Here is a 22156-nt window from a genome sequence, read left to right as displayed (position 1 = left end):
CCGAGCGGGCGGTCGCCCGTCGGAGACCCGCGCCCCCGAAGGGGCGCGGGGAACTGCGCGACCAGCCACAGCGGGCCGGCAGTCAAAATCAGGCCGTTAGGCCCGAGCTCTTAGTACTGCTCGGTCTCGACGAAGCCCGCGTCCGCGTCGTCGTCGGCGCCAAAGGCGTCCGCGGCGGCGGTCGGGTCGAATCCGGGCGGGCTGTCCTTGAGCGCCAGGCCCATGCCGGCCAGCTTCGCCTTGACCTCGTCGATCGACTTCGCACCGAAGTTGCGGATGTCGAGCAGGTCGGCCTCGGAGCGGGCGACGAGCTCACCAACGGAGTGGATGCCCTCGCGCTTGAGGCAGTTGTACGACCGAACGGTGAGCTCCAGCTCCTCGATCGGCAGCGCCAGGTCGGCGGCCAGGGCGGCGTCCGTGGGGGACGGGCCCATGTCGATGCCCTCGGCGTCGATGTTGAGCTCGCGCGCCAGACCGAACAGCTCGACCAGGGTCTTACCGGCGGACGCCATGGCGTCACGCGGGCGCATGGCCTGCTTGGTCTCGACGTCGACGATCAGCTTGTCGAAGTCGGTGCGCTGCTCGACTCGGGTCGCCTCGACCTTGTAGGTGACCTTGAGCACGGGGCTGTAGATCGAGTCGACCGGGATACGGCCGATCTCCTGGCCCACCTGCTTGTTCTGCACCGCGGAGACGTAGCCGCGACCGCGCTCGACGGTCAGCTCCATCTCCAGCTTGCCCTTGCCGTTCAGCGTGGCGAGGACCAGGTCGGGGTTGTGCACCTCGACACCGGCCGGGGGCGCGATGTCGGCAGCGGTGACCAGACCCGGGCCCTGCTTGCGCAGGTACATCACGACCGGCTCGTCGTGCTCCGAGGAGACGACCAGCTGCTTGATGTTCAGGATGAGGTCGGTGACGTCCTCCTTGACGCCCGGCACGGTGGTGAACTCGTGCAGGACACCGTCGATGCGGATGGACGTGACCGCCGCACCCGGGATCGAGGAGAGGAGCGTACGACGCAGGGAGTTGCCGAGGGTGTAACCGAAGCCCGGCTCCAGCGGCTCGATCACGAACCGGGAGCGGTACTCGTCGACGACCTCTTCGGTCAACGAGGGACGCTGAGCGATCAGCATGTTTTTGATCCTTCAGTCGAGGACGCCCGCTATTTGACGCCCGCTGTACTACAAGGGTACGGGCGGTACGGCCCAAAAGTGCCGTACCGCCCGCGACCGCAAGCTCTTACTTGGAGTAGAGCTCGACGATCAGCTGCTCCTGCACCTGGGTGTCGATCACCTGGCGCTCGGGCAGCGAGTGCACGAGGACCCGCAGCTTCGAGGGGATGGCCTCGAGCCACGCGGGAACGGTCTTCTCGCCGGCCTCGGCCTGAGCCACCTGGAAGGGGGTCATGTTCCGAGACTTCTCGCGGACCTCGATGATGTCGTTCACGGACACGCGGGCCGACGGGATGTCGGTCTTGCGGCCGTTCACGTTGATGTGGCCGTGACGGACCAGCTGACGGGCGTGGTCGCGGGACTTCGCGAAGCCCGCACGGTAGACCACGTTGTCCAGACGGGACTCGAGGATGCGAAGCAGGTTCTCACCGGTCTTGCCGGACTTCTGGTTCGCTTCCTTGTAGTACCCGAGGAACTGCTTCTCAAGGACACCGTAGATACGGCTGCACTTCTGCTTCTCACGAAGCTGCAGCAGGTACTCGCTGTCCTTGGTGCGCCCGCGACCGTGCTCACCCGGGGGGTAAGGACGGATCTCGATCGGGCACTTCGCGCTCTCGCACTTGCTCCCCTTGAGGAAGAGCTTCTGCTTCTCCCGACGGCAACGCTTGCAGTCGGCCCCGGTGTAACGCGCCATATTCTTGTGTCTCCTACTTCAGCTGGTCAGACGCGGCGGCGCTTGGGCGGGCGGCAGCCGTTGTGCGGGGTCGGGGTGACGTCCTGGATCGAGCCGACCTCGAGGCCGGTGGCCTGGAGCGAGCGGATCGCGGTCTCACGGCCGGAGCCGGGACCCTTGACGAAGACGTCGACCTTGCGCATGCCGTGCTCCTGCGCGCGGCGGGCGGCCGACTCGGCAGCCATCTGCGCGGCGAACGGAGTCGACTTGCGCGAACCCTTGAAGCCCACGTGACCGGCCGAAGCCCAGGAAATCACGTTGCCGGTGGGGTCGGTGATCGAAACGATCGTGTTGTTGAACGTGCTCTTGATGTGAGCGTGCCCGTGGGCGACGTTCTTCTTCTCCTTGCGGCGCACCTTCTTGGCGCCGGCCGTACGGCCCTTCGGAGGCATTCATTACTCCCGTGGAGGTGGTCGGTCCTACAGCGAAGACCGCTGATAAGCGTCCGCTGAGGACTACTTCTTGCCCGGCTTCTTCTTGCCGGCGATCGCGCGACGCGGGCCCTTGCGGGTACGAGCGTTCGTGCTGGTGCGCTGGCCGTGGACGGGCAGGCCACGACGGTGGCGCAGGCCCTGGTAGCAGCCGATCTCGACCTTGCGGCGGATGTCGGCCTGGATCTCGCGACGGAGGTCACCCTCGGTCTGGAGATTGGCGTCCACGTACTCGCGGATCTTGACCAGGTCCTCTTCGGGAAGGTCACGAACGCGGGTGTTCGGGTCGACACCGGCAGCGGCGAGGGTCTGCTTCGCCAGCGTGCGGCCGATGCCGAAGACGTAGGTGAGGGCGACCTCCACGCGCTTTTCGCGCGGGATGTCAACACCTGAAACGCGTGCCATCGAATGGCTCCTGTGTTGATTCGGGGGTCTGCCACAGAGCCGCTCCCAGTCGCCGACCGCTCTTGTGTGAGAAGCAGTGGTACGTCCTGGGTCCCCGGCCCCCGCCGGAGGTGTCGTCAGCCATTACGGCCCGACGGGCTCTGCGTATGTACGTATGTGCTTGCGTCGCGCGAAGAACTGCGGAAGTGCAGGTCGTGCGTCAGCCCTGGCGCTGCTTGTGGCGCAGGTTGTCGCAGATGACCATGACCCGGCCGTGGCGGCGGATCACCTTGCACTTGTCGCAGATCTTCTTGACGCTCGGCTTGACCTTCATGGGGTGAGGTTCTCCGGGTCAGTGCCGTACGCCCCACGGGAGGGGCAGCGGCAAGATCTACTTGTAGCGGTAGACGATCCGTCCACGCGTCAGGTCGTACGGAGAGAGCTCCACCACGACCCGGTCATCCGGGAGGATGCGGATGTAGTGCATCCGCATCTTGCCACTGATGTGCGCGAGGACCTGGTGACCGTTCTGAAGCTCCACCTTGAACATCGCGTTCGGGAGGGACTCGATCACGGTGCCCTCGATCTCGATGGCACCTTGCTTCTTGGCCACGCTTCGCCCTTCGAATCGGCTACCTTGATCAGCTCTCGTACAATTCACCCGATCCTTGCGTCCGGGGACGCAGGCATACGGATGCACGAGATCCGACGCGTCAGTCTACGTCAGTGCACACGAAAAGACGAATCCACGATTATTGCCCAGCCACGGAGATCGTTACGCCAGGGGATCGGGAGCAGTCTCGATACCGTATTCGGCGAGCTTGGCCTTGCCGCCGTCGGAGGCCGTCAGGACCAGGGGCCCCTGCTCGGTCAGCGCGACCGAGTGCTCCCAGTGCGAGGACCAGCCGCCGTCGTTGGACTTCACGGTCCAGTCGTCCTCGAGGACGTGGGTCTTGGCCGTACCGAGGTTGACCATCGGCTCGATGGCGATGCAGAAGCCGGGGACCAGCTTCGGGCCGCGGCCGCGCTTGCGGTCGACGTAGTTCAGCAGGTGCGGATCCATGTGCATCTGCGATCCGATGCCGTGGCCGCCGTAGTCCTCGACGATGCCGTACTTGCCGGAGGACGGACGCGGCTGGCGCTTGATGTAGCCCTCGATGGCCTTGGAGATGTCGACCAGGCGGTTGCCCTTGCGGACCGCGGCGATGCCGGCCCACATCGACTCCTCGGTCACCCGGCTCAGCTCGATCAGCTCCGCGGAGTGACCGGAGCCCACGAAGGCCGTGTACGCGGCGTCACCGTGCCAGCCGTCCACGATCGCGCCGCAGTCGATGGAGATGATGTCGCCGTCCTGCAGGACGGTGTCCGCGGAGGGGATGCCGTGCACGACCACGTCGTTCACCGACGTGCAGATCGTCGCGGGGAAACCGCCGTACCCGAGGAAGTTCGACTTGGCGCCGTGCTCGGCCAGCACCTTGCGCGCGGCGTCGTCCAGGTCCTTGGTGGTGGCCCCGGGCACCGCCGCCTCGCGCGTTGCGGCGTGAATCGCGGCGACGACCAGCCCCGCTTCGCGCATCTTCGCGATCTGCTCCGGGGTCTTGATCTCCACCATCAGGGGCCTTCCTTTGCGGCTAAACCGCCGCCGCTCTCGCGGAGGTGGCCGATCGCCGTCGTGGTTCATCAATTAATGGTTGCCGCTACCACGGTACCCGTACGCAATACGGCCGCGGTGCCCGTCAGGGGCGCCGCGGCCGTATCGGAGAGTGCTCCCGCTGTTACGCGGCCTCGCGCTCCAGGGCCGCCATCGCGCGCTGCGTGACCTCGTCGACCTTCCCGAGCGCCGGGATGGTCACCACGAGGTCCTGCGCCTTGTAGTAGTCGATGATCGGCTCGGTCTCCGTGTGGTAGACCTCCAGCCGCTTGCGCACCGTGTCCTCACGGTCGTCCTCGCGCTGGTACAGCTCGCCGCCGCAGATGTCGCAGACGCCGTCCGTCTTCGAGGGGCTGTACTCGACGTGGAAGATGTGCTTGCCGTCCTTGCGGCACATCCGGCGGCCGGAGATGCGCTTGACGACCTCTTCCTCCGGGACCTCCAGGTCCAGCACCGCGTCCAGCTTCTGGTCGGCGTCCTGGAGGATGCCGTCCAGCGCCTCGGCCTGCGCGAGGTTGCGCGGGAAGCCGTCCAGCAGGAAGCCGTTCGCGGCGTCGGGCTGCTCCATGCGGTCCTTGGCCATGCCGATCGTGACCTCGTCCGGCACCAGGTTGCCCGCGTCCATGTACGCCTTGGCCTGCTTGCCGAGCTCGGTGCCCTGGCTGATGTTGGCGCGGAACAGGTCACCCGTGGAGATGTGCGGGATGGCGAGGTTCTCGGCGAGGTACGCAGCCTGCGTACCCTTGCCTGCCCCAGGAGGACCGACGAGGACGATTCGCATCAGCGGAGGAACCCTTCGTAGTTACGCTGCTGAAGCTGGCTCTCGATCTGCTTAACGGTCTCCAGACCCACACCCACGATGATCAGGATGCTCGTCCCGCCGAACGGGAAGTTCTGGTCCGCGTTGAACAGCACCAGCGCCACCGTCGGCACCAGCGCGATGAGACCCAGATACAGCGAGCCCGGCCACGTGATCCGGTTGAGCACGTAGCTGAGGTACTCGGCCGTCGGGCGACCAGCCCGGATACCCGGGATGAAGCCACCATACTTCTTCATGTTGTCGGCAACTTCTTCGGGGTTGAAGGAGATGGCGACGTAGAAGAAGGCGAAGAACACGATCAGCAGGAAGTACGTAACGATGTAAACCGGCCCATCTCCACGCTGGAAGTGTGTCTGAAGCCACGTGGCCCAGCCTGCCTTCGAGCCGCTGAACTGCGCGATGAGCGCAGGGATGTAGAGCAGCGACGACGCGAAAATGACAGGAATCACACCTGCCTGATTCACCTTGAGCGGGATATAGGTGGACGTTCCGCCGTACGAACGACGCCCGATCATCCGCTTGGCGTACTGCACGGGGATACGGCGCTGGGCCTGCTCGACGAAGACCACCAGCGCGATCATCACGAGTCCGATGGCGATCACGGAGCCGAATTCGATCCAGCCGTCGGCGAGCTTGCCGGAGACCTTGATCTGCCACAGCGCGGCCGGGAAGCCGGAGGCGATCGAGATGAACATCAGGATCGACATGCCGTTGCCGATGCCGCGGTCCGTGATGAGCTCACCCAGCCACATGACGACGCCGGTGCCGGCGGTCATGCAGATGACCATCGTGATGGTCGTGAAGATGGCCGGGTCGGGAATGATTTCGTTGCGCAGGGTGCAGGTGCTGAACAGCGAACCACTGCGGGCCGTGGCCACCAGGCCGGTGCCCTGCAGGATCGCGAGCGCCACGGTGAGGTACCGGGTGTACTGCGTGATCTTCGCCTGCCCGGACTGCCCCTCCTTCTTCAGGGCCTCCAGCCGTGGGATCACCACGGTGAGCAGCTGAAGGATGATGCTCGCCGTGATGTACGGCATGATCCCGAGCGCGAAGAGTGTGATCTTGAGCAGCGCACCGCCGCTGAACATGTTCACCAGGCCGAAAAGCCCACTACCGGAGCCGGCCTGCTTCATGCAGGTTTCGACGTTGGAGTAGTTCACTCCTGGAACCGGTACGTGCGCCCCGAGCCGATAGACCAGCACGATGCCCAGCGTGAACAGCAGCTTCTTGCGCAGGTCGGGCGTCTTGAACGCTCGGGCGAACGCGGTGAGCACGGTGCCTCCTGCGCCCCCCGCCTCGTGGGCGAGAGGTGACGGTCTTGAGGATCTACGAATACTGAGCGGCCGAAAACCGCGTGGCCCCCGGCCACGCGGCGTATTCTCCGCGGTCCGCCACATCAGTCACCTGATGCGGCAGCCCCCGGCGAAAGTACAGCAATAGTGCACGCCACCTTACCGGCGACCATGCCCCCCTTGGAACGACCAACCGGGGATGCCCCAATTCGTGGGCATCCCCGGTCAGTTGATTCACTCGCGTCGGAGCGGCGTCAGAGAGGTGTCAGAGCAGCTCGGTGACGCTGCCGCCGGCGGCGGCGATCTTCTCCTTGGCGGAGCCGGAAACGGCGTCAACCGTCACCGTCAGCGCCACGGAGATCTCGCCCTGGCCCAGGACCTTGACGAGCTCGTTGTTGCGCACCGCGCCCTTGGCGACCAGGTCGGCCACCGTGACCTCGCCACCCTCGGGGTACAGCGCGGCCAGCTTCTCCAGGTTCACCACCTGGAACTGCTTGTGGGCGGGGTTCTTGAAGCCCTTCAGCTTCGGGAGACGCATGTGGAGGGGCATCTGGCCACCCTCGAAGCGCTCCGGAACCTGGTAACGGGCCTTCGTGCCCTTGGTACCACGACCAGCGGTCTTACCCTTGGACGCCTCACCACGACCCACACGGGTCTTGGCGGTCTTGGCGCCCGGGGCAGGACGGAGGTTGTGGACCTTCAGCGGGTTGTTCTCCGCCATGTCAGTCGACCTCCTCGACCGTCACCAGGTGACGCACGGTGTGCACCATGCCGACGACCTCGGGACGGGCCTCCCGGACGACGCTGTCGTTCAGGCGCTTGAGGCCGAGCGAACGCAGCGTGTCACGGTGGTTCTGCTTGCTACCGATGTAGGACTTCGTCTGGGTGATCTTGATGCGCATCACGCGTTCACCCCGGCACGCGCCCGCAGCAGAGCGGCGGGAGCAACGTCCTCCAGCGGCAGGCCACGACGGGCCGCGATCTCCTCGGGGCGCTGAAGGCCCTGAAGCGCGGTCACCGTGGCGTGCACGATGTTGATCGGGTTCGACGAACCGAGCGACTTGCTCAGCACGTCGTGGATGCCGGCGCACTCGAGCACGGCGCGCACCGGGCCACCGGCGATCACACCGGTACCGGGGGAAGCAGGCTTGAGCAGGACGACGCCCGCGGCCTTCTCGCCCTGGATGGGGTGCGGGATGGTGCCGGCGATACGGGGGACCTTGAAGAAGTGCTTCTTGGCCTCCTCAACACCCTTGGCGATGGCGGCCGGCACCTCCTTGGCCTTGCCGTAACCGACACCCACGGTGCCGTCACCGTCGCCCACCACGACCAGCGCGGTGAAGCTGAAGCGACGACCACCCTTCACAACCTTGGCGACACGGTTGATGGCGACAACACGCTCGACGTAGGCGGTCTTTTCGGCAGCTGCGCCGCCGTCCCGCCGGTCCTTACGGTCCCGCCGCTCGCCGCCACCGGCGCCGCCACCGCGGCGCTGGGGTCCAGCCATTGGAATTACCTCTCTCTGTTACGTCCGCTAGCTACGGAACCGGGGCTCAGAACTTCAGCCCGGCTTCGCGGGCGGCGTCGGCCAGAGCGGCAATCCGCCCGGCGTACTGCTTGCCACCACGGTCGAACACGACGGCCTCGACACCGGCAGCCTTGGCACGCTCGGCGACCAGGGCGCCGACCTGCTTCGCCTGCGCGCTCTTGTCGCCCTCGCCACCGCGGATCGACGCGTCCAGCGTCGACGCAGAGGCCAGGGTGTGGCCCTTGATGTCGTCGATGACCTGGGCGGTGATGCCACGGTTGGACCGCGTCACGACCAGACGAGGACGCTCCGAAGTACCCGAAATCCGCTTACGGATGCGGATGTGGCGACGCTTCGCAGCGGCGCGCTTGTAGGCGTCGCCCTTAGCGATCTTCACACCGTATGCCATGGCTTACTTACCAGCCTTTCCGACCTTGCGGCGGATGACCTCGCCGGCGTACTTGACGCCCTTGGCCTTGTACGGGTCGGGCTTACGCAGCTTGCGGATGTTCGCGGCGACCTCGCCGACCTTCTGCTTGTCGATGCCCTCGACGCTGAGCTTGGTCGGGGACTCGACCTTGAACGAGATGCCCTCGGGCGCCTCGATCAGGATCGGGTGGCTGTAGCCCAGCGAGAACTCCAGGTTGGAGCCCTTCGCCTGGACGCGGTAACCCACACCGCTGATCTCGAGCGCCTTGCTGTAGCCCTGGGTCACGCCGGTGATCATGTTCGCCACCAGCGTGCGGGACAGGCCGTGCAGGGCCTTGTTCTGACGCTCGTCGTTCGGGCGGGTGACGGCAATGGCGCCGTCCTCACCCTTGGCGACCTCGATGGGCGCGGCGACCGTGTGCTGAAGGGAACCCTTGGGGCCCTTCACGGAGACCGTCCGGCCATCGATGGTGACGTCCACACCAGCGGGAACCTGGATGGGCAGCTTGCCAATACGCGACATTAGCTATTCCTCCGTTCCCTGGTTACCAGACGTAGGCGAGAACTTCTCCGCCTACACCCTTCTTGCTGGCCTGCTGACCGGTCAGGAGACCGTGGGACGTGGAGATGATCGCCACGCCCAGGCCGCCGAGGACCTTCGGCAGGTTGGTGGACTTTGCGTAGACCCGCAGGCCCGGCTTCGAAATCCGCTTGATGCCGGCGATCGAGCGCTCGCGGTTCGGGCCGAACTTCAGCTCGAGGACGAGGTTCTTGCCGACCTCGGCGTCCTCGACCTTCCAGCCGGTGATGTAACCCTCCTGCTGGAGGATTTCCGCGATGTGCGACTTGATCTTGCTGTGCGGCATCGACACGGTGTCGTGGTATGCCGAGTTCGCGTTACGCAGACGAGTCAGCATGTCTGCGATGGGGTCAGTCATGGTCATGAATTGGCCTTCGGCCTCTCTCGCCGGGGTTTCCTATATGCGCCATCCCTCTCCCCACTCATGGGCGGGACGGGTGCGGCACGGGGACCTACGGCGTAGTAAGCGACTTTGAGCGGGCACGGTGGCCCGCGGTCGGTCTCGGGCGGCGAGGCGCCCAACCCTTCCACTCTAGGTGATATGGGTGGGGCACCACGCCATCCGAATGCTTACCGAGAGCCTCCGGTAAATCCCAAGTGGGGACTTACCAGGAGCTCTTGGTCACGCCCGGCAGCTCGCCACGGTGAGCCATCTCACGAAGGCACACGCGGCACAGGCCGAACTTGCGGTAGACGGAGTGCGGACGACCGCAGCGCTGGCAGCGGGTGTACGCGCGCACGCCGAACTTGGGCTTGCGAGCAGCCTTCGCGATGAGAGCCTTCTTCGCCATCTCGCTCACGCCTCCTTGAACGGGAAGCCGAGGTGACGGAGGAGGGCACGGCCCTCGTCGTCGTTGGTCGCCGTGGTGACCACGGTGATGTCCATACCCCGGGTACGGTCGATCTTGTCCTGGTCGATCTCGTGGAACATGACCTGCTCCGTGAGACCGAAGGTGTAGTTGCCCCGGCCGTCGAACTGCTTCGGCGACAGACCACGGAAGTCGCGGATGCGCGGCAGCGCGAGCGACAGCAGGCGGTCCAGGAACTCCCACATGCGGTCACCGCGGAGGGTGACGTGGGCACCGATCGGCTGGCCCTCACGCAGCTTGAACTGCGCGATGGACTTGCGGGCCTTGGTCACGGCCGGCTTCTGGCCGGTGATCGTGGTGAGGTCGCGGATGGCGCCCTCGATCAGCTTGGAGTCGCGGGCGGCGTCGCCCACACCCATGTTGACCACGATCTTGGTCAGACCGGGGATCTGCATGACGTTCTCGTACGAGAACTCGTCCTTCAGCTTCCCGGCGATCTCTTCGCGGTAGCGCTGCTTGAGGCGCGGCGCGTTGGTGGTGGCAGTCATCAGATGTCCTCACCGGTCCGCTTGGCAACGCGGATCTTGTTGCCTTCGTCATCGAAGCGGTACCCGACGCGGGTGACAACCTTGTTGCCGTCCTTCTCCACAACCAGCTGAACGTTGCTGACGTGGATGGGGGCCTCGGTCGTCACAATGCCGCCGGTCTGCGAACCGCGAGCGGTCTGACCGGCCTTGGTGTGCTTCTTGACCCGGTTGACACCCTCGACCAGAACACGGTCCTCGCGGGGGAAGGCCGCGATGACCTTGCCCTGCTTGCCCTTGTCCTTACCGGTGATGACCTGGACCAGGTCGCCCTTCTTGATCTTCATCGGTTACAGCACCTCCGGCGCGAGCGAGATGATCTTCATGAACTTCTTCTCGCGCAGCTCACGGCCCACGGGGCCGAAGATACGGGTGCCGCGGGGGTCGCCATCGTTCTTGAGGATGACGGCCGCGTTCTCGTCGAAGCGGATGTACGAACCGTCGGGACGGCGGCGCTCCTTCACGGTGCGCACGATGACCGCCTTGACGACGTCACCCTTCTTCACGTTGCCACCGGGGATCGCATCCTTCACGGTGGCGACGATGACGTCACCGATGCCCGCGTAGCGTCGGCCCGAGCCACCGAGAACACGGATGGTGAGAATTTCCTTCGCACCCGTGTTGTCGGCGACGCGCAGCCGAGACTCCTGCTGGATCACGTCTATCTCCTGATCGTCTGCCGGTTCCCGGCAGGGGTTTCACGTGAAACCCCTGCCGAGCCTGGCGGAACTTTTCCGAGGGAATCCCCCTCGGGGGGATGTGCTTGCCGCAATTCCCCAGCGGGAATTACTTGGCCTTCTCGAGGATCTCGACGACGCGCCAGCGCTTCGTCGCGGAGGTCGGCCGGGTCTCCATGAGGAGGACACGGTCGCCCACGCCCGCGGCGTTCTGCTCGTCGTGCGCCTTGAGCTTGTTCGTACGACGGATGACCTTGCCGTACAGCGCGTGCTTGACGCGGTCCTCGACGGCGACGACGACGGTCTTGTCCATCTTGTCGCTGACGACCAGACCCTCACGGGTCTTGCGGAAGCCGCGCTCGTTCTTCTCAGTCACATTCGTCTCGCTCATCAGGCGCTCTCCACCGTCTCGATGCCGAGCTCGCGCTCCCGCATCAGGGTGTAGATCCGGGCGATGTCCTTGCGGACGGCCTTCAGCCGGCCGTGGTTTTCGAGCTGTCCGGTCGCCGCCTGGAAGCGGAGGTTGAACAGCTCCTCCTTGGCCTCACGAAGCTTGGCAACGAGGTCCTCGTTGTTCAGCTCGCGCAGCTCGGTCGCCTTGGTACCGGCCGCCATCACGACTCACCTGCCTCGCGCCGCACGATGCGGCACTTCATCGGAAGCTTGTGGGCGGCGCGGGTGAGCGCCTCCTTCGCAACCTTTTCGTTCGGGAAGGACAGCTCGAACATCACCCGACCGGGCTTGACGTTCGCGACCCACCACTCCGGAGAACCCTTACCGGAACCCATGCGGGTCTCGGCCGGCTTCTTCGTCAGCGGGCGGTCCGGGTAAATGTTGATCCAGACCTTGCCGCCACGCTTGATGTGACGGGTCATGGCGATACGAGCGGACTCGATCTGCCGGTTCGTCACGTAAGCCGGGGTGACGGCCTGGATGCCGTACTCACCGAAGGCCAGCTCGGTGCCACCCTTGGCCATGCCGTTGCGCTTCGGGTGGTGCTGCTTGCGGTGCTTGACCCTGCGAGGGATCAGCATGTCGGTCAGGCCTCCTGTCCGGTGCTCTCAGCCGGAGCAGCGGCAGCGGCCTCGGCCTTGGGGGCCTCGGCAGCGGCGTTCTGCTGCTGCGGCTTGCGGCCGCGGCCGCCACGCTCGCCACCACGGCGCGGGCGGTCGTTGCCACCGCGGGCCGGGCGGTTACCCGCACGGGCAGCGGCGTTCTCGGCGCGAACCTCGGCGATGTTCTTGACGTCGCCCTTGTAGATCCAGACCTTCACGCCGATGCGGCCGAAGGTCGTGCGGGCCTCGAAGAAGCCGTAGTCGACGTTCGCACGGAGCGTGTGCAGGGGCACGCGGCCCTCGCGGTAGAACTCCGAGCGGGACATCTCGGCGCCGCCGAGACGACCGCCGCACTGGATCTTGATGCCCTTGGCGCCGGCCTTCATCGTCGACTGCATGCTCTTACGCATGGCGCGACGGAAGGAGACGCGCGAGGACAGCTGCTCCGCGACGGCCTGCGCGACCAGCTGGGCATCCGTCTCGGGGTTCTTGACCTCGAGGATGTTCAGCTGGACCTGCTTGCCGGTGAGCTTCTCCAGCTCACCGCGGATGCGGTCGGCCTCGGCGCCGCGGCGGCCGATGACGATGCCCGGACGGGCGGTGTGGATGTCAACGCGGACGCGCTCACGGGTGCGCTCGATCTCCACCTTCGAGATACCGGCGCGCTCCATGCCCTTCGTCATCATGCGACGAATGGCGACGTCTTCCTTGACGTAGTCCTTGTACAGCTTGTCGGCGTACCAGCGCGACTTGAAGTCGGTGGTGATGCCGAGCCGGAACCCGTGCGGGTTTACCTTCTGGCCCATTACCGGGTTCCTTCCTTGCTGCTGACGACCACAGTGATGTGGCTGGTCCGCTTGCGGATCCGGTAGGCACGGCCCTGAGCACGCGGACGGAACCGCTTCAGGGTCGGGCCCTCGTCGACGTACGCCTCGCTGATGAACAGCGAGTTGGCGTCCGTGTGGTCGTAGTTGTGCGCGGCGTTGGCAATGGCGCTGTCCAGCACCTTGCCCACCGGCACGCTCGCGGCCTGCGGGGCGAAACGCAGGACCGCCTGAGCCTCCGTGGCGCTCATGCCACGGACAAGGTCCACCACGCGGCGGGCCTTCATGGGCGTGACACGCACGTAGCGCGCCTGGGCCCTGGCTTCCATGGTTGTCCCTTCGGTGTCAGTCATAGTCTTCGCTCTTCCGCCGATCAGCGACGACGCGACTTGCGGTCGTCCTTCTCGTGGCCGCGGAAGGTGCGGGTCGGCGCAAACTCGCCGAGCTTGTGGCCGACCATCGACTCGGTGACGAACACCGGGACGTGGGTCTTGCCGTTGTGCACCGCCAGCGTGTGGCCGAGCATGGCCGGCACGATCATGGAGCGACGGGACCAGGTCTTGATGACGTTCTTGGTGCCGGCTTCGTTCTGGACATCCACCTTCTTGATCAGGTGGTCGTCGACGAAGGGCCCCTTCTTGAGACTGCGCGGCATCTAAACCCGCTCCTAGCGCTTCTTGTTCGTCTTGCGGCGGCGGACGATGTACTTGTTCGAAGCCTTCTTAGGCGAACGCGTACGACCCTCCTTCTGACCCCACGGCGAGACCGGGTGGCGACCACCGGAGGTCTTGCCCTCACCACCACCGTGCGGGTGGTCGACGGGGTTCATCACGACACCACGCACGGTCGGGCGGACGCCCTTCCAGCGCATGCGGCCGGCCTTGCCCCAGTTGATGTTCGACTGCTCGGCGTTGCCGACCTCGCCGACAGTGGCGCGGCAGCGGACGTCGACCAGGCGGATCTCACCCGACGGCATACGAAGGTGGGCCATGGTGCCCTCCTTCGCCAGCAGCTGCACGGAGGCACCCGCGGAACGGGCGAACTTCGCGCCGCCGCCGGGCCGCAGCTCGATGGCGTGGATGGTCGTACCGACCGGGATGTTGCGCAGCGCCAGGTTGTTGCCGGGCTTGATGTCGGCGCCAGGGCCGTTCTCAATCCGGTCACCCTGCGACAGGCCGCGGGGGGCGATGATGTAGCGCTTCTCGCCGTCCGCGTAGTGCAGGAGCGCGATGCGCGCGGTGCGGTTCGGGTCGTACTCGATGTGCGCGACCTTGGCCGGCACGCCGTCCTTGTCGTGACGACGGAAGTCGATCACGCGGTAGGCGCGCTTGTGGCCACCACCCTGGTGGCGAACGGTCACACGACCGGCGTTGTTACGGCCGCCCTTGCTGTGCAGCGGGCGAACCAGCGACTTCTCCGGCGTGGACCGCGTGATCTCGACAAAGTCGGCGACGCTGGAGCCACGACGGCCCGGGGTCGTCGGCTTGTACTTGCGGATACCCATTTCTCAGTCCTCGTCCGATTCCGGACGATCCAGACCGCCGTTAGGCGGTCGGACCGCCGAAGATGTCGATGCGGTCGCCCTCGGCGAGGGTCACGATGGCGCGCTTGGTGTCAGCGCGCTTGCCGAAACCGGTGCGGGTGCGCTTGCGCTTGCCCTGCCGGTTGATCGTGTTCACCCCGGTGACCTTGACCGAGAAGACCGCCTCGACGGCCTGCTTGATCTGGGTCTTGTTGGCACGCGGGTCGACGATGAACGTGTACTTGTTCTCGTCCAGCAGCGCGTAGCTCTTCTCGGACACGACGGGCTTCTTCAGCACGTCACGGTGGTCCGTGAAGGTCTTGCTGGTGACGACGGCCTCACTCATCAGGCGTCGCTCCCTTCGGTCTCAACGGCCTTGGGGCCAGACACGAAGGACTCGAAAGCGGTCTGGGTGAAGACCACGTCGTCCGAGACGAGCACGTCGTACGTGTTCAGCTGGCCCGGCTCCAGGATGTGAACCTGGGGCAGGTTGCGGGCGGACAGCCACGCGGCCTCGTCGCTGCGCTCGGCGACCAGGAGCACGTTCTTGCGCTCGCTGATCTTGCCGAGAAGAGCCTTGGCGGCCTTCGTGGAGGTCGCACCCTCGACCACGCCGGAAACGACGTGGATGCGCGAGTTGCGGGCCCGGTCGGTGAGGGCACCGCGCAGGGCGGCGGCCTTCATCTTCTTCGGGGTCCGCTGCGAGTAGTCACGCGGCACGGGGCCGTGGACGATGCCACCGCCGGCGAACTGCGGCGCACGGGTCGAACCCTGACGCGCGCGGCCGGTGCCCTTCTGGCGGTACGGCTTCTTGCCACCGCCGCGGACCTCGCCACGGGTCTTGGTCTTGTGCGTGCCCTGACGGGCAGCGGCCAGCTGTGCAACAACGACCTGGTGGATCAGCGGAACGCTGACCTTCGCGTCGAAGATCTCCGCGGGGAGCTCGACGGTCCCGGCCTTGTCGCCTGCCGGCGAAAGGATGTCAATGGTGCTCATCGGTTACCTCAGGCCCCCTTGGCCGCGGTACGGACCAGGACGAGGCCGCCGTTCGGACCGGGGACGGCGCCCTTGATGAGCAGCAGTCCCTTCTCCGCGTCAACGGCGTGGACGGTCAGGTTCTGGGTGGTGACCCGCTCGTTGCCCATACGGCCGGACATGCGCATGCCCTTGAAGACACGGCCCGGGGTGGCGCAGCCACCGATGGAGCCCGGCTTGCGGTGTACGCGGTGCGCACCGTGCGAAGCCTTGCCGCCGTGGAAGCCGTGACGCTTCATGACACCGGCGGTGCCCTTGCCCTTGGTCTTGCCGGTCACGTCCACCTTGATGCCGGAGTCGAAGACCTCGGCATTGATCTCCTGGCCGAGGGTGTACTCGCCGGCGTCGGCGGTACGGACCTCGACGAGGTGACGACGGGGGGTGACATCGGCCTTGGCGAAGTGGCCCTTGAGGGGCTTGTTCACCTTGCGCGGGTCGATCTCGCCGAAGGCGATCTGGACGGAGTCGTAACCGTCCTGGTCTGCGGTGCGCACCTGGGTAACGACACAGGGGCCGGCCTTGACCACGGTGACCGGGACGACACGGTTGTTCTCGTCCCAGACCTGGGTCATGCCGAGCTTCTCGCCCAGGAGGCCCTTGATCTGCTTAGTCATTCTTGACTCACCGACCCTCAGAGCTTGATCTCGATGTCGACGCCGGCCGGAAGGTCGAGTCGCATCAGGGAGTCAACGGTCTTCGGCGTCGGGTCGAGAATGTCGATCAGGCGCTTGTGCGTCCGCATCTCGAAGTGCTCGCGCGCGTCCTTGTACTTGTGCGGCGACTTGATGACGCAGTACACGTTCTTCTCAGTGGGCAGCGGCACCGGGCCCGCGACCGACGCACCAGTGCGGGTCACCGTCTCGACGATCTTCTTCGCCGAGCTGTCGATGACCTCGTGGTCGTAGGCCTTGAGCCGGATGCGGATCTTCTGTCCCGCCATGGCTACTGTGTAGTCCTTTGTCTCGTAACGCTCTGGGACCCGGTGTGCTTGTGCCTTTCGGAGACACGGCCCACATCCGCCACGCTCTCGCTCTTCGCCGACCCACGCGGTCGGGCGTGTCGCATCCCCTCCCGCATATCTCCGCAGGGGAGATCCTTCGAGAAGGAGAACGTGGGGTCATGGACACCCACCGGGCGCCTGGCTGAGGCACCCCGCTGACGCTTCCCGGAAGATTCCCGTACTTCCGCCCCTGATAAGAGGCGACGAATACCTAGGACTCGCTTCCAGTCCTCCCGGCGGGAGGCGCGCAGCATCGGCACTCAACCGAGCAACTTGGCTAGTGTGCCATATGGGGCACACGGCTGGCCAACCGAAGGGGAGAGAGTACCCCACGCCACACCCTGCGAATCCCCGGGCCCGCCCCGAGTCGATCTTCGGCCGGCCGTCAGCCGGCCGGAACGACCGCCTGCGGACTCCGCTCCTGCTCGCTCCCGGGCACCGGAGCCGAGGCGTCGCTCCCCAGCGCCACGATCCGGTTCGCGGCGTCGACATGCACCACGCTCGGCTTCATCGCCCGCGCCTCGGCGTCCTCGACCTGCGCGTAGCTGATGAGAATCACCAGGTCACCGGGGTGCACGAGGTGCGCGGCCGCGCCATTGATCCCAATGACGCCGGATCCCCGCTCCCCCTCGATGACGTAGGTCTCCAGCCGGGCCCCATTGGTGATGTCGACAATGTGCACCAGCTCGCCCGGCAGCAGATCGGCAGCGTCCATCAACTCGGCGTCAACCGTCACCGACCCCACGTAATGCAGATCGGCCTGCGTCACGGTGGCCCGATGGATCTTCGACTTGAACATGGTGCGCAGCATTGCCGTCACTCCCGAAAGAAAGGGGTCGCGCCCTCGTACCAAGGTGCGCGCCAACGCAGCCATGCTAAGCGCCCGACCGGCAAGACCGAAGAGTGACGACCGTCTCCCTACAGGTGATCGACCTCCGCGAGATCGATGTCGATGGTGAAGGGCACCGTCACCTTCAACCGCTCGTGATGGATGCCCGTGAGTCCGTACGCCTTGGTGACCGGGTCCAGCTCGTAGGTGTGCACCGCCGGATGGTCCTTCTCCCCCGCCATCTCGACCAGCCAGAAATGCGGGATGCCGGCCGCGGCGTACTTCCCGGGCTTACTGTCCCGGTCCCGGGCCTCGGAGTCCGGCGACACGACTTCCACGGCGAGCACCACGTCGGCCGGCTCATACCGTGTCTGTCGCCGTCCTTGCACGGCCTCCGCATGCAGCACAAGGAGATCGGGCTCCGGAGCGTTCCGGGCGTCCAGGACGACGGCCATCTCCCGCCGCACCCGGAAGCGCTCCGGCACGGTCCGCCGCAGACCGGCTTCCAACAGGTACATCGCAATCGTATGGAAATCCCGCTGCGGGCTCACGAAGACCAGGCTCCCGTCGATCAACTCGGTGTGCGGCGGGAGATCGGGCAGAGCGAAGAGGTCGTCCACGGTGTAACCGTCCGGCGGCGGCACCGGCCAGGTGTGCTGCGGTTCGGCGGTCATGATTCCTCCCATGGACGAGAGCGTGGCCCGTGTACCCACGGTAGTGCCCCGATACGGCCGGACACCGCCCGAAGGAGCGGGAACACCTGCACGGCATTGACGCCACTCGACCCCGGCGCCCCTGACAGCCCCACCACATCACTCGATCGAGCGGTCATATGCCAGAGGAATGTTCTGTTCTTCCTCTGCTCGGCGACCCTACGTTCGAACTCATGAAGGTCAACGGAAGCTACTTCCCCGGACGCGGCACGATCGTCGAGGAGACGTACCTGGAGGGGAAGGCCGAGGGCAAGGCAGAAGGCAGGGCCGAAGGTGAAGCCGACGGACGGGTCACGCTGATTCTGCGGCTCCTGGAAGGGCGCGGTATCGCCGTCTCCGAGGAGGCGCGGGCGCGGATCACCGGGTGCACCGAGCTGGACGTCCTCGACCGCTGGTTCGACCGTGCGCTCACCGCGCAGGAAGCCGACGAGCTCTTCGCCGACGACGTCGAGGCCGGCACCGAGACCAGTGCCGAGGCCGCCCAGTAGGGCTGACGGCCGCCCAGCCACCCGTACACACGACAAAGGGCCCCGCACACCAGAAGGTGTGCGGGGCCCTCGCTCGCTAGGAGCGCCGGGTCTCCCCGACCGACAAGTAAGTGAGCTTACTTGTTGATCTTGGTGACCTGGCCGGCGCCGACGGTCCGGCCACCCTCACGGATGGCGAACTTCAGGCCCTCCTCCATGGCGACCGGCTGGATCAGCTGGACGGACATGGAGGTGTTGTCGCCCGGCATGACCATCTCGGTGCCCTCGGGGAGGGTCACGACGCCGGTCACGTCCGTGGTACGGAAGTAGAACTGCGGGCGGTAGTTGTTGAAGAAGGGGGTGTGACGGCCACCCTCGTCCTTCGACAGGATGTAGGCCTGGGCCTCGAACTCGGTGTGCGGGGTGACCGAACCGGGCTTGATGATGACCTGGCCGCGCTCGACGTCCTCGCGCTTGATACCGCGAAGCAGCAGACCGACGTTCTCACCGGCCTGACCCTCGTCCAGCAGCTTCCGGAACATCTCGATGCCGGTGACCGTGGTGGAGGTCTTCTCGGTCTTGATGCCGATGATGTCGACGTTCTCGTTGACCTTCAGCACACCGCGCTCGATACGGCCGGTGACGACCGTACCGCGACCGGTGATGGTGAAGACGTCCTCGATCGGCATCAGGAACGGCTTGTCGGTGTCGCGCTCCGGGGCCGGGATGGCCTCGTCGACAGCCTTCATCAGGTCCAGGACCGACTTGCCCCACTCGGCGTCGCCCTCGAGCGCCTTCAGCGCCGAGACCTTGACGACCGGGACGTCGTCGCCCGGGAACTCGTACTCGGAGAGGAGCTCACGGACCTCGAGCTCGACGAGCTCCAGGATCTCCTCGTCGTCCACCATGTCGGCCTTGTTCAGGGCGACAACGATGTAGGGAACGCCGACCTGGCGGGCCAGGAGCACGTGCTCCTTGGTCTGCGGCATCGGGCCGTCGGTGGCGGCAACCACGAGGATGGCGCCGTCCATCTGCGCCGCACCCGTGATCATGTTCTTGATGTAGTCCGCGTGACCGGGGCAGTCGACGTGGGCGTAGTGACGGTTCTCCGTCTGGTACTCGACGTGCGCGATGGAGATGGTGATACCACGCTGGCGCTCTTCCGGCGCCTTGTCGATCATGTCGAAGGCCGAGGCCTCGTTCAGGTCCGGGAACGCGTCATGCAGCACCTTGGTGATCGCCGCGGTAAGGGTCGTCTTACCGTGGTCGATGTGACCGATGGTGCCGATGTTGACGTGCGGCTTAGTCCGCTCGAACTTCGCCTTCGCCACTGGGGTCCTCCTGTGGAGTGGTTCTGTACGCCTTACTCATCGGCGCCAGGTGATCTTTGCTGGGGTGCCGGCCGGCGGGGCATTCCACGCGATAAACGCGGTTTGCCCCACCGGTCGGTGTCAAGCCTAAAGCGTGTCGGGGTCCGACTCTGACGAGACGGGTCTTACTCGCCCTTGGCCTTCGCGATGATCTCCTCGGCGACGTTCCGCGGAACCTCGGCGTAGGAGTCGAACTGCATCGAGTAGCTCGCGCGACCCGACGTCTTGCTGCGGAGGTCTCCGACGTAGCCGAACATCTCCGAGAGCGGAACCAGGCCCGTGACGAGCTTGGCACCGTGGCGGTCCTCCATGGACTGGATCTGTCCACGGCGGGAGTTGATGTCGCCGATCACGTCGCCCATGTAGTCCTCGGGCGTGGTGACCTCGACCTTCATCATCGGCTCGAGCAGGGCCGGGGAAGCCTTGCGCGCGGCCTCCTTGAAGGCCATCGAACCGGCGATCTTGAACGCCATCTCGGAGGAGTCGACCTCGTGGAAGGCACCGTCGTGGAGCGTGACGCGCACACCGGTCAGCGGGTAGCCGGCGAGAACACCGAACTCCATGGCCTCCTGGCAGCCCGCGTCCACGGACGGGATGTACTCCCGCGGGATGCGGCCACCCGTGACCTTGTTCTCGAACTCGTAGCCATCGCCCTCAAGAGGCTCGACCGAGATCTGCACCTTCGCGAACTGGCCGGAACCACCAGTCTGCTTCTTGTGCGTGTAGTCGATCTTGTCGACGGTCTTCCGCAGCGTCTCGCGGTACGCGACCTGCGGCTTACCGACGTTGGCCTCGACCCGGAACTCACGCTTCATACGGTCGACCAGCACGTCGAGGTGCAGCTCGCCCATACCCGCGATGATGGTCTGGCCGGTCTCCTCGTCGGTGTGGACCTGGAAGCTCGGGTCCTCCTCGGCGAGGCGCTGGATGGCGACACCCAGCTTCTCCTGGTCGCCCTTGGACTTGGGCTCAATGGCGACCTGGATGACCGGGGCCGGGAACTCCATCGACTCCAGGATCACCTGGTTGGAGGAGTCGCAGAGGGTCTCACCGGTGGTGGTCTGCTTCAGACCCATGACGGCGACGATGTCACCGGCACCCACCGACTCGATCTCCTCACGCTTGTTCGCGTGCATCCGGTAGATCTTGCCGATGCGCTCCTTCTTGCCCTTGACGGAGTTCAGCACCTGCGTGCCGGACTCCAGGCGACCCGAGTAGACCCGGATGAAGGTGAGCTTGCCGAGGTGCGGGTCGCTCGCGATCTTGAACGCGAGCGCGGCCAGCGGCTCGTCCTCGGAGGGACGGCGCTTGATGACCTCGTCGGCGTTGTTGACCGCGTGGCCCTCGATGGCCTCGACGTCCAGCGGCGAGGGGAGGTAGCGCACGACCGCGTCCAGCAGCGGCTGGACACCCTTGTTCTTGAAGGCGGTGCCACAGAACACGGGGGTGACGGTGGTGTCGCCGCCCTTGCCCGAGTTGATGGTGATGCGGCGGATCGCCGCGTACAGCTGCTCCTCGGTGGGCTCCTGGCCCTCCAGGTACAGCTCCATCAGCTCTTCGTCGTTCTCGGCGACCGTCTCGAGGAGCTTGCCGCGCCATTCCTCGGCAGCCTCGATGTGGGTGTCCGGGATGTCGACGGTGTCGTACATCTCGCCCTTGGCGGCCTCGGCGGACCAGACCAGGGCCTTCATGCGGACCAGGTCGACGACGCCCTTGAAGTCCGCCTCGGTGCCGATCGGCAGCTGCATGACGATCGGGGTCGCGCCGAGGCGGTCCACGATCATGTCGACGCAGCGGTGGAACTCGGCGCCGGTGCGGTCGAGCTTGTTGACGAAGCAGATACGCGGCACGCCGTAGCGGTCCGCCTGACGCCACACCGTCTCGGACTGGGGCTCAACGCCGGCAACGCCGTCGAACACCGTCACCGCACCGTCGAGCACGCGCAGGGAGCGCTCCACCTCAACGGTGAAGTCGACGTGCCCCGGGGTGTCGATGATGTTGATGGTGTGGTCGACGTTCTCCAGCGGCCAGTGACAGGTGGTGGCAGCAGAGGTGATCGTGATGCCACGCTCCTGCTCCTGCTCCATCCAGTCCATCGTGGCGGCGCCGTCGTGGACCTCACCGATCTTGTACGAAACACCGGTGTAGAACAGGATCCGCTCGGTGGTCGTCGTCTTGCCCGCGTCGATGTGGGCCATGATCCCGATATTGCGGACCTTGGCCAGGTCAAGTGAAGTGGTAGCCATAAGGC

The 22156-nt window shown here is 65.8% G+C and carries 35 protein-coding genes; 1 reads left to right on the top strand and 34 read right to left on the bottom strand.

The features are described 5' to 3' along the window. Window positions 1–110: 110 nt before the first annotated feature. The 32 genes from IG84_RS0103025 to IG84_RS0102870 form a co-directional block, all read right to left on the bottom strand. Window positions 111–1133, bottom strand: coding sequence for a DNA-directed RNA polymerase subunit alpha (locus IG84_RS0103025; protein ID WP_003956430.1), 1023 nt, complete (start codon window positions 1131–1133; stop codon window positions 111–113). 106 nt (window positions 1134–1239) lie between these two features. Next, the gene (gene rpsD, locus IG84_RS0103020; RefSeq protein ID WP_031050966.1) at window positions 1240–1866 is read right to left on the bottom strand and encodes a 30S ribosomal protein S4; all 627 of its coding nucleotides are present in this window, start codon (window positions 1864–1866) and stop codon (window positions 1240–1242) included. Between the two features lie 26 nt (window positions 1867–1892). Beyond that, window positions 1893–2297 carry a 30S ribosomal protein S11 gene (gene rpsK, locus IG84_RS0103015; protein WP_004571845.1) on the bottom strand — a complete coding sequence of 135 codons (405 nt, stop codon included), beginning with the start codon at window positions 2295–2297 and terminating at the stop codon, window positions 1893–1895. A 63-nt stretch (window positions 2298–2360) separates the two neighbouring features. Beyond that, a complete protein-coding gene (gene rpsM / locus IG84_RS0103010) occupies window positions 2361–2741 on the bottom strand; it encodes a 30S ribosomal protein S13 (RefSeq protein ID WP_030262856.1) in 381 nt (126 codons plus the stop codon). A 199-nt stretch (window positions 2742–2940) separates the two neighbouring features. Continuing rightward, window positions 2941–3054 carry a 50S ribosomal protein L36 gene (gene rpmJ, locus IG84_RS0103005; RefSeq protein WP_003956441.1) on the bottom strand — a complete coding sequence of 38 codons (114 nt, stop codon included), beginning with the start codon at window positions 3052–3054 and terminating at the stop codon, window positions 2941–2943. Window positions 3055–3111: 57 nt separating this feature from the next. Continuing rightward, the gene (infA, locus tag IG84_RS0103000) at window positions 3112–3333 is read right to left on the bottom strand and encodes a translation initiation factor IF-1 (RefSeq protein ID WP_030262853.1); all 222 of its coding nucleotides are present in this window, start codon (window positions 3331–3333) and stop codon (window positions 3112–3114) included. A 162-nt stretch (window positions 3334–3495) separates the two neighbouring features. Further along, entirely contained in the window at window positions 3496–4332 is an 837-nt protein-coding gene (gene map, locus IG84_RS0102995; protein ID WP_031050963.1) for a type I methionyl aminopeptidase, read from the bottom strand. Window positions 4333–4495: 163 nt separating this feature from the next. Continuing rightward, window positions 4496–5152: an adenylate kinase gene (locus IG84_RS0102990; protein WP_031050959.1), complete on the bottom strand. Its 657-nt coding sequence runs from the start codon at window positions 5150–5152 to the stop codon at window positions 4496–4498. Next, window positions 5152–6465, bottom strand: coding sequence for a preprotein translocase subunit SecY (gene secY, locus IG84_RS0102985; RefSeq protein ID WP_030262844.1), 1314 nt, complete (start codon window positions 6463–6465; stop codon window positions 5152–5154). Before secY ends, IG84_RS0102990 begins: the two co-directional genes overlap by 1 nt. Window positions 6466–6748: 283 nt before the next feature. After that, window positions 6749–7204 (bottom strand): 50S ribosomal protein L15, encoded by a 456-nt coding sequence (rplO, locus tag IG84_RS0102980; RefSeq protein WP_030262840.1) that lies wholly within the window; start codon window positions 7202–7204, stop codon window positions 6749–6751. Window position 7205: 1 nt separating this feature from the next. Beyond that, a complete protein-coding gene (gene rpmD / locus IG84_RS0102975; protein ID WP_031050958.1) occupies window positions 7206–7388 on the bottom strand; it encodes a 50S ribosomal protein L30 in 183 nt (60 codons plus the stop codon). Continuing rightward, on the bottom strand, window positions 7385–7990 hold the full coding sequence (gene rpsE / locus IG84_RS0102970; protein WP_030262835.1) for a 30S ribosomal protein S5: 606 nt from the start codon (window positions 7988–7990) through the stop codon (window positions 7385–7387). Before rpsE ends, rpmD begins: the two co-directional genes overlap by 4 nt. Window positions 7991–8036: 46 nt before the next feature. Beyond that, window positions 8037–8420: a 50S ribosomal protein L18 gene (rplR, locus tag IG84_RS0102965; protein WP_031050955.1), complete on the bottom strand. Its 384-nt coding sequence runs from the start codon at window positions 8418–8420 to the stop codon at window positions 8037–8039. Window positions 8421–8423: 3 nt separating this feature from the next. Next, entirely contained in the window at window positions 8424–8963 is a 540-nt protein-coding gene (gene rplF / locus IG84_RS0102960; RefSeq protein WP_031050954.1) for a 50S ribosomal protein L6, read from the bottom strand. A gap of 22 nt (window positions 8964–8985) precedes the next feature. Continuing rightward, the gene (gene rpsH / locus IG84_RS0102955; protein WP_030262826.1) at window positions 8986–9384 is read right to left on the bottom strand and encodes a 30S ribosomal protein S8; all 399 of its coding nucleotides are present in this window, start codon (window positions 9382–9384) and stop codon (window positions 8986–8988) included. A gap of 241 nt (window positions 9385–9625) precedes the next feature. Beyond that, complete coding sequence (locus tag IG84_RS0102950) at window positions 9626–9811, bottom strand: type Z 30S ribosomal protein S14 (protein ID WP_003956452.1); 186 nt, start codon at window positions 9809–9811, stop codon at window positions 9626–9628. A gap of 5 nt (window positions 9812–9816) precedes the next feature. Next, window positions 9817–10377 carry a 50S ribosomal protein L5 gene (rplE, locus tag IG84_RS0102945; RefSeq protein WP_030262823.1) on the bottom strand — a complete coding sequence of 187 codons (561 nt, stop codon included), beginning with the start codon at window positions 10375–10377 and terminating at the stop codon, window positions 9817–9819. After that, window positions 10377–10700, bottom strand: a complete 324-nt coding sequence (rplX, locus tag IG84_RS0102940; protein WP_019888758.1) for a 50S ribosomal protein L24 — start codon at window positions 10698–10700, stop codon at window positions 10377–10379. Before rplX ends, rplE begins: the two co-directional genes overlap by 1 nt. Window positions 10701–10703: 3 nt before the next feature. Next, complete coding sequence (gene rplN, locus IG84_RS0102935; protein ID WP_003974257.1) at window positions 10704–11072, bottom strand: 50S ribosomal protein L14; 369 nt, start codon at window positions 11070–11072, stop codon at window positions 10704–10706. A gap of 127 nt (window positions 11073–11199) precedes the next feature. Beyond that, entirely contained in the window at window positions 11200–11481 is a 282-nt protein-coding gene (gene rpsQ, locus IG84_RS0102930) for a 30S ribosomal protein S17 (RefSeq protein ID WP_030262818.1), read from the bottom strand. Continuing rightward, entirely contained in the window at window positions 11481–11705 is a 225-nt protein-coding gene (gene rpmC, locus IG84_RS0102925; RefSeq protein WP_004950453.1) for a 50S ribosomal protein L29, read from the bottom strand. The genes rpsQ and rpmC overlap by 1 nt, the downstream gene beginning before the upstream one ends. Further along, window positions 11705–12124 carry a 50S ribosomal protein L16 gene (gene rplP / locus IG84_RS0102920; protein WP_004571829.1) on the bottom strand — a complete coding sequence of 140 codons (420 nt, stop codon included), beginning with the start codon at window positions 12122–12124 and terminating at the stop codon, window positions 11705–11707. Before rplP ends, rpmC begins: the two co-directional genes overlap by 1 nt. 5 nt (window positions 12125–12129) lie before the next feature. After that, window positions 12130–12951: a 30S ribosomal protein S3 gene (gene rpsC, locus IG84_RS0102915; protein ID WP_030262814.1), complete on the bottom strand. Its 822-nt coding sequence runs from the start codon at window positions 12949–12951 to the stop codon at window positions 12130–12132. Then, complete coding sequence (rplV, locus tag IG84_RS0102910) at window positions 12951–13298, bottom strand: 50S ribosomal protein L22 (RefSeq protein WP_037799123.1); 348 nt, start codon at window positions 13296–13298, stop codon at window positions 12951–12953. Before rplV ends, rpsC begins: the two co-directional genes overlap by 1 nt. A 44-nt stretch (window positions 13299–13342) precedes the next feature. Beyond that, the gene (rpsS, locus tag IG84_RS0102905) at window positions 13343–13624 is read right to left on the bottom strand and encodes a 30S ribosomal protein S19 (RefSeq protein ID WP_030262810.1); all 282 of its coding nucleotides are present in this window, start codon (window positions 13622–13624) and stop codon (window positions 13343–13345) included. 12 nt (window positions 13625–13636) lie between these two features. After that, the gene (rplB, locus tag IG84_RS0102900) at window positions 13637–14473 is read right to left on the bottom strand and encodes a 50S ribosomal protein L2 (protein ID WP_030262808.1); all 837 of its coding nucleotides are present in this window, start codon (window positions 14471–14473) and stop codon (window positions 13637–13639) included. 40 nt (window positions 14474–14513) lie between these two features. After that, the gene (gene rplW, locus IG84_RS0102895) at window positions 14514–14837 is read right to left on the bottom strand and encodes a 50S ribosomal protein L23 (protein WP_030262807.1); all 324 of its coding nucleotides are present in this window, start codon (window positions 14835–14837) and stop codon (window positions 14514–14516) included. After that, window positions 14837–15487, bottom strand: a complete 651-nt coding sequence (gene rplD / locus IG84_RS0102890) for a 50S ribosomal protein L4 (RefSeq protein WP_030262805.1) — start codon at window positions 15485–15487, stop codon at window positions 14837–14839. The genes rplW and rplD overlap by 1 nt, the downstream gene beginning before the upstream one ends. An 8-nt stretch (window positions 15488–15495) precedes the next feature. Further along, on the bottom strand, window positions 15496–16140 hold the full coding sequence (gene rplC / locus IG84_RS0102885) for a 50S ribosomal protein L3 (protein ID WP_030262803.1): 645 nt from the start codon (window positions 16138–16140) through the stop codon (window positions 15496–15498). Between the two features lie 17 nt (window positions 16141–16157). Then, complete coding sequence (rpsJ, locus tag IG84_RS0102880; protein ID WP_014054162.1) at window positions 16158–16466, bottom strand: 30S ribosomal protein S10; 309 nt, start codon at window positions 16464–16466, stop codon at window positions 16158–16160. A gap of 445 nt (window positions 16467–16911) precedes the next feature. Beyond that, entirely contained in the window at window positions 16912–17337 is a 426-nt protein-coding gene (gene panD, locus IG84_RS0102875) for an aspartate 1-decarboxylase (RefSeq protein WP_031050943.1), read from the bottom strand. Window positions 17338–17444: 107 nt separating this feature from the next. Continuing rightward, on the bottom strand, window positions 17445–18041 hold the full coding sequence (locus IG84_RS0102870) for a Uma2 family endonuclease (RefSeq protein ID WP_031050941.1): 597 nt from the start codon (window positions 18039–18041) through the stop codon (window positions 17445–17447). Between the two features lie 200 nt (window positions 18042–18241). Between IG84_RS0102870 and IG84_RS0102865 the strand changes: the two genes are divergently transcribed. Further along, on the top strand, window positions 18242–18556 hold the full coding sequence (locus IG84_RS0102865) for an RpnC/YadD family protein (RefSeq protein WP_051861316.1): 315 nt from the start codon (window positions 18242–18244) through the stop codon (window positions 18554–18556). A gap of 116 nt (window positions 18557–18672) precedes the next feature. On the opposite strand, the gene tuf is transcribed toward IG84_RS0102865, so the two are convergent. Further along, window positions 18673–19866 carry an elongation factor Tu gene (gene tuf, locus IG84_RS0102860; protein ID WP_030262794.1) on the bottom strand — a complete coding sequence of 398 codons (1194 nt, stop codon included), beginning with the start codon at window positions 19864–19866 and terminating at the stop codon, window positions 18673–18675. 164 nt (window positions 19867–20030) lie between these two features. Beyond that, window positions 20031–22151, bottom strand: coding sequence for an elongation factor G (fusA, locus tag IG84_RS0102855; protein ID WP_031050934.1), 2121 nt, complete (start codon window positions 22149–22151; stop codon window positions 20031–20033). Window positions 22152–22156 lie beyond the last annotated feature (5 nt).

The organism is Streptomyces ochraceiscleroticus, from assembly GCF_000720485.1.
GTDB lineage: Bacteria > Actinomycetota > Actinomycetes > Streptomycetales > Streptomycetaceae > Streptomyces > Streptomyces ochraceiscleroticus.
Note: the sequence above shows the minus strand (reverse complement) of the source record. Positions and strands in the feature narration are given on the sequence as shown.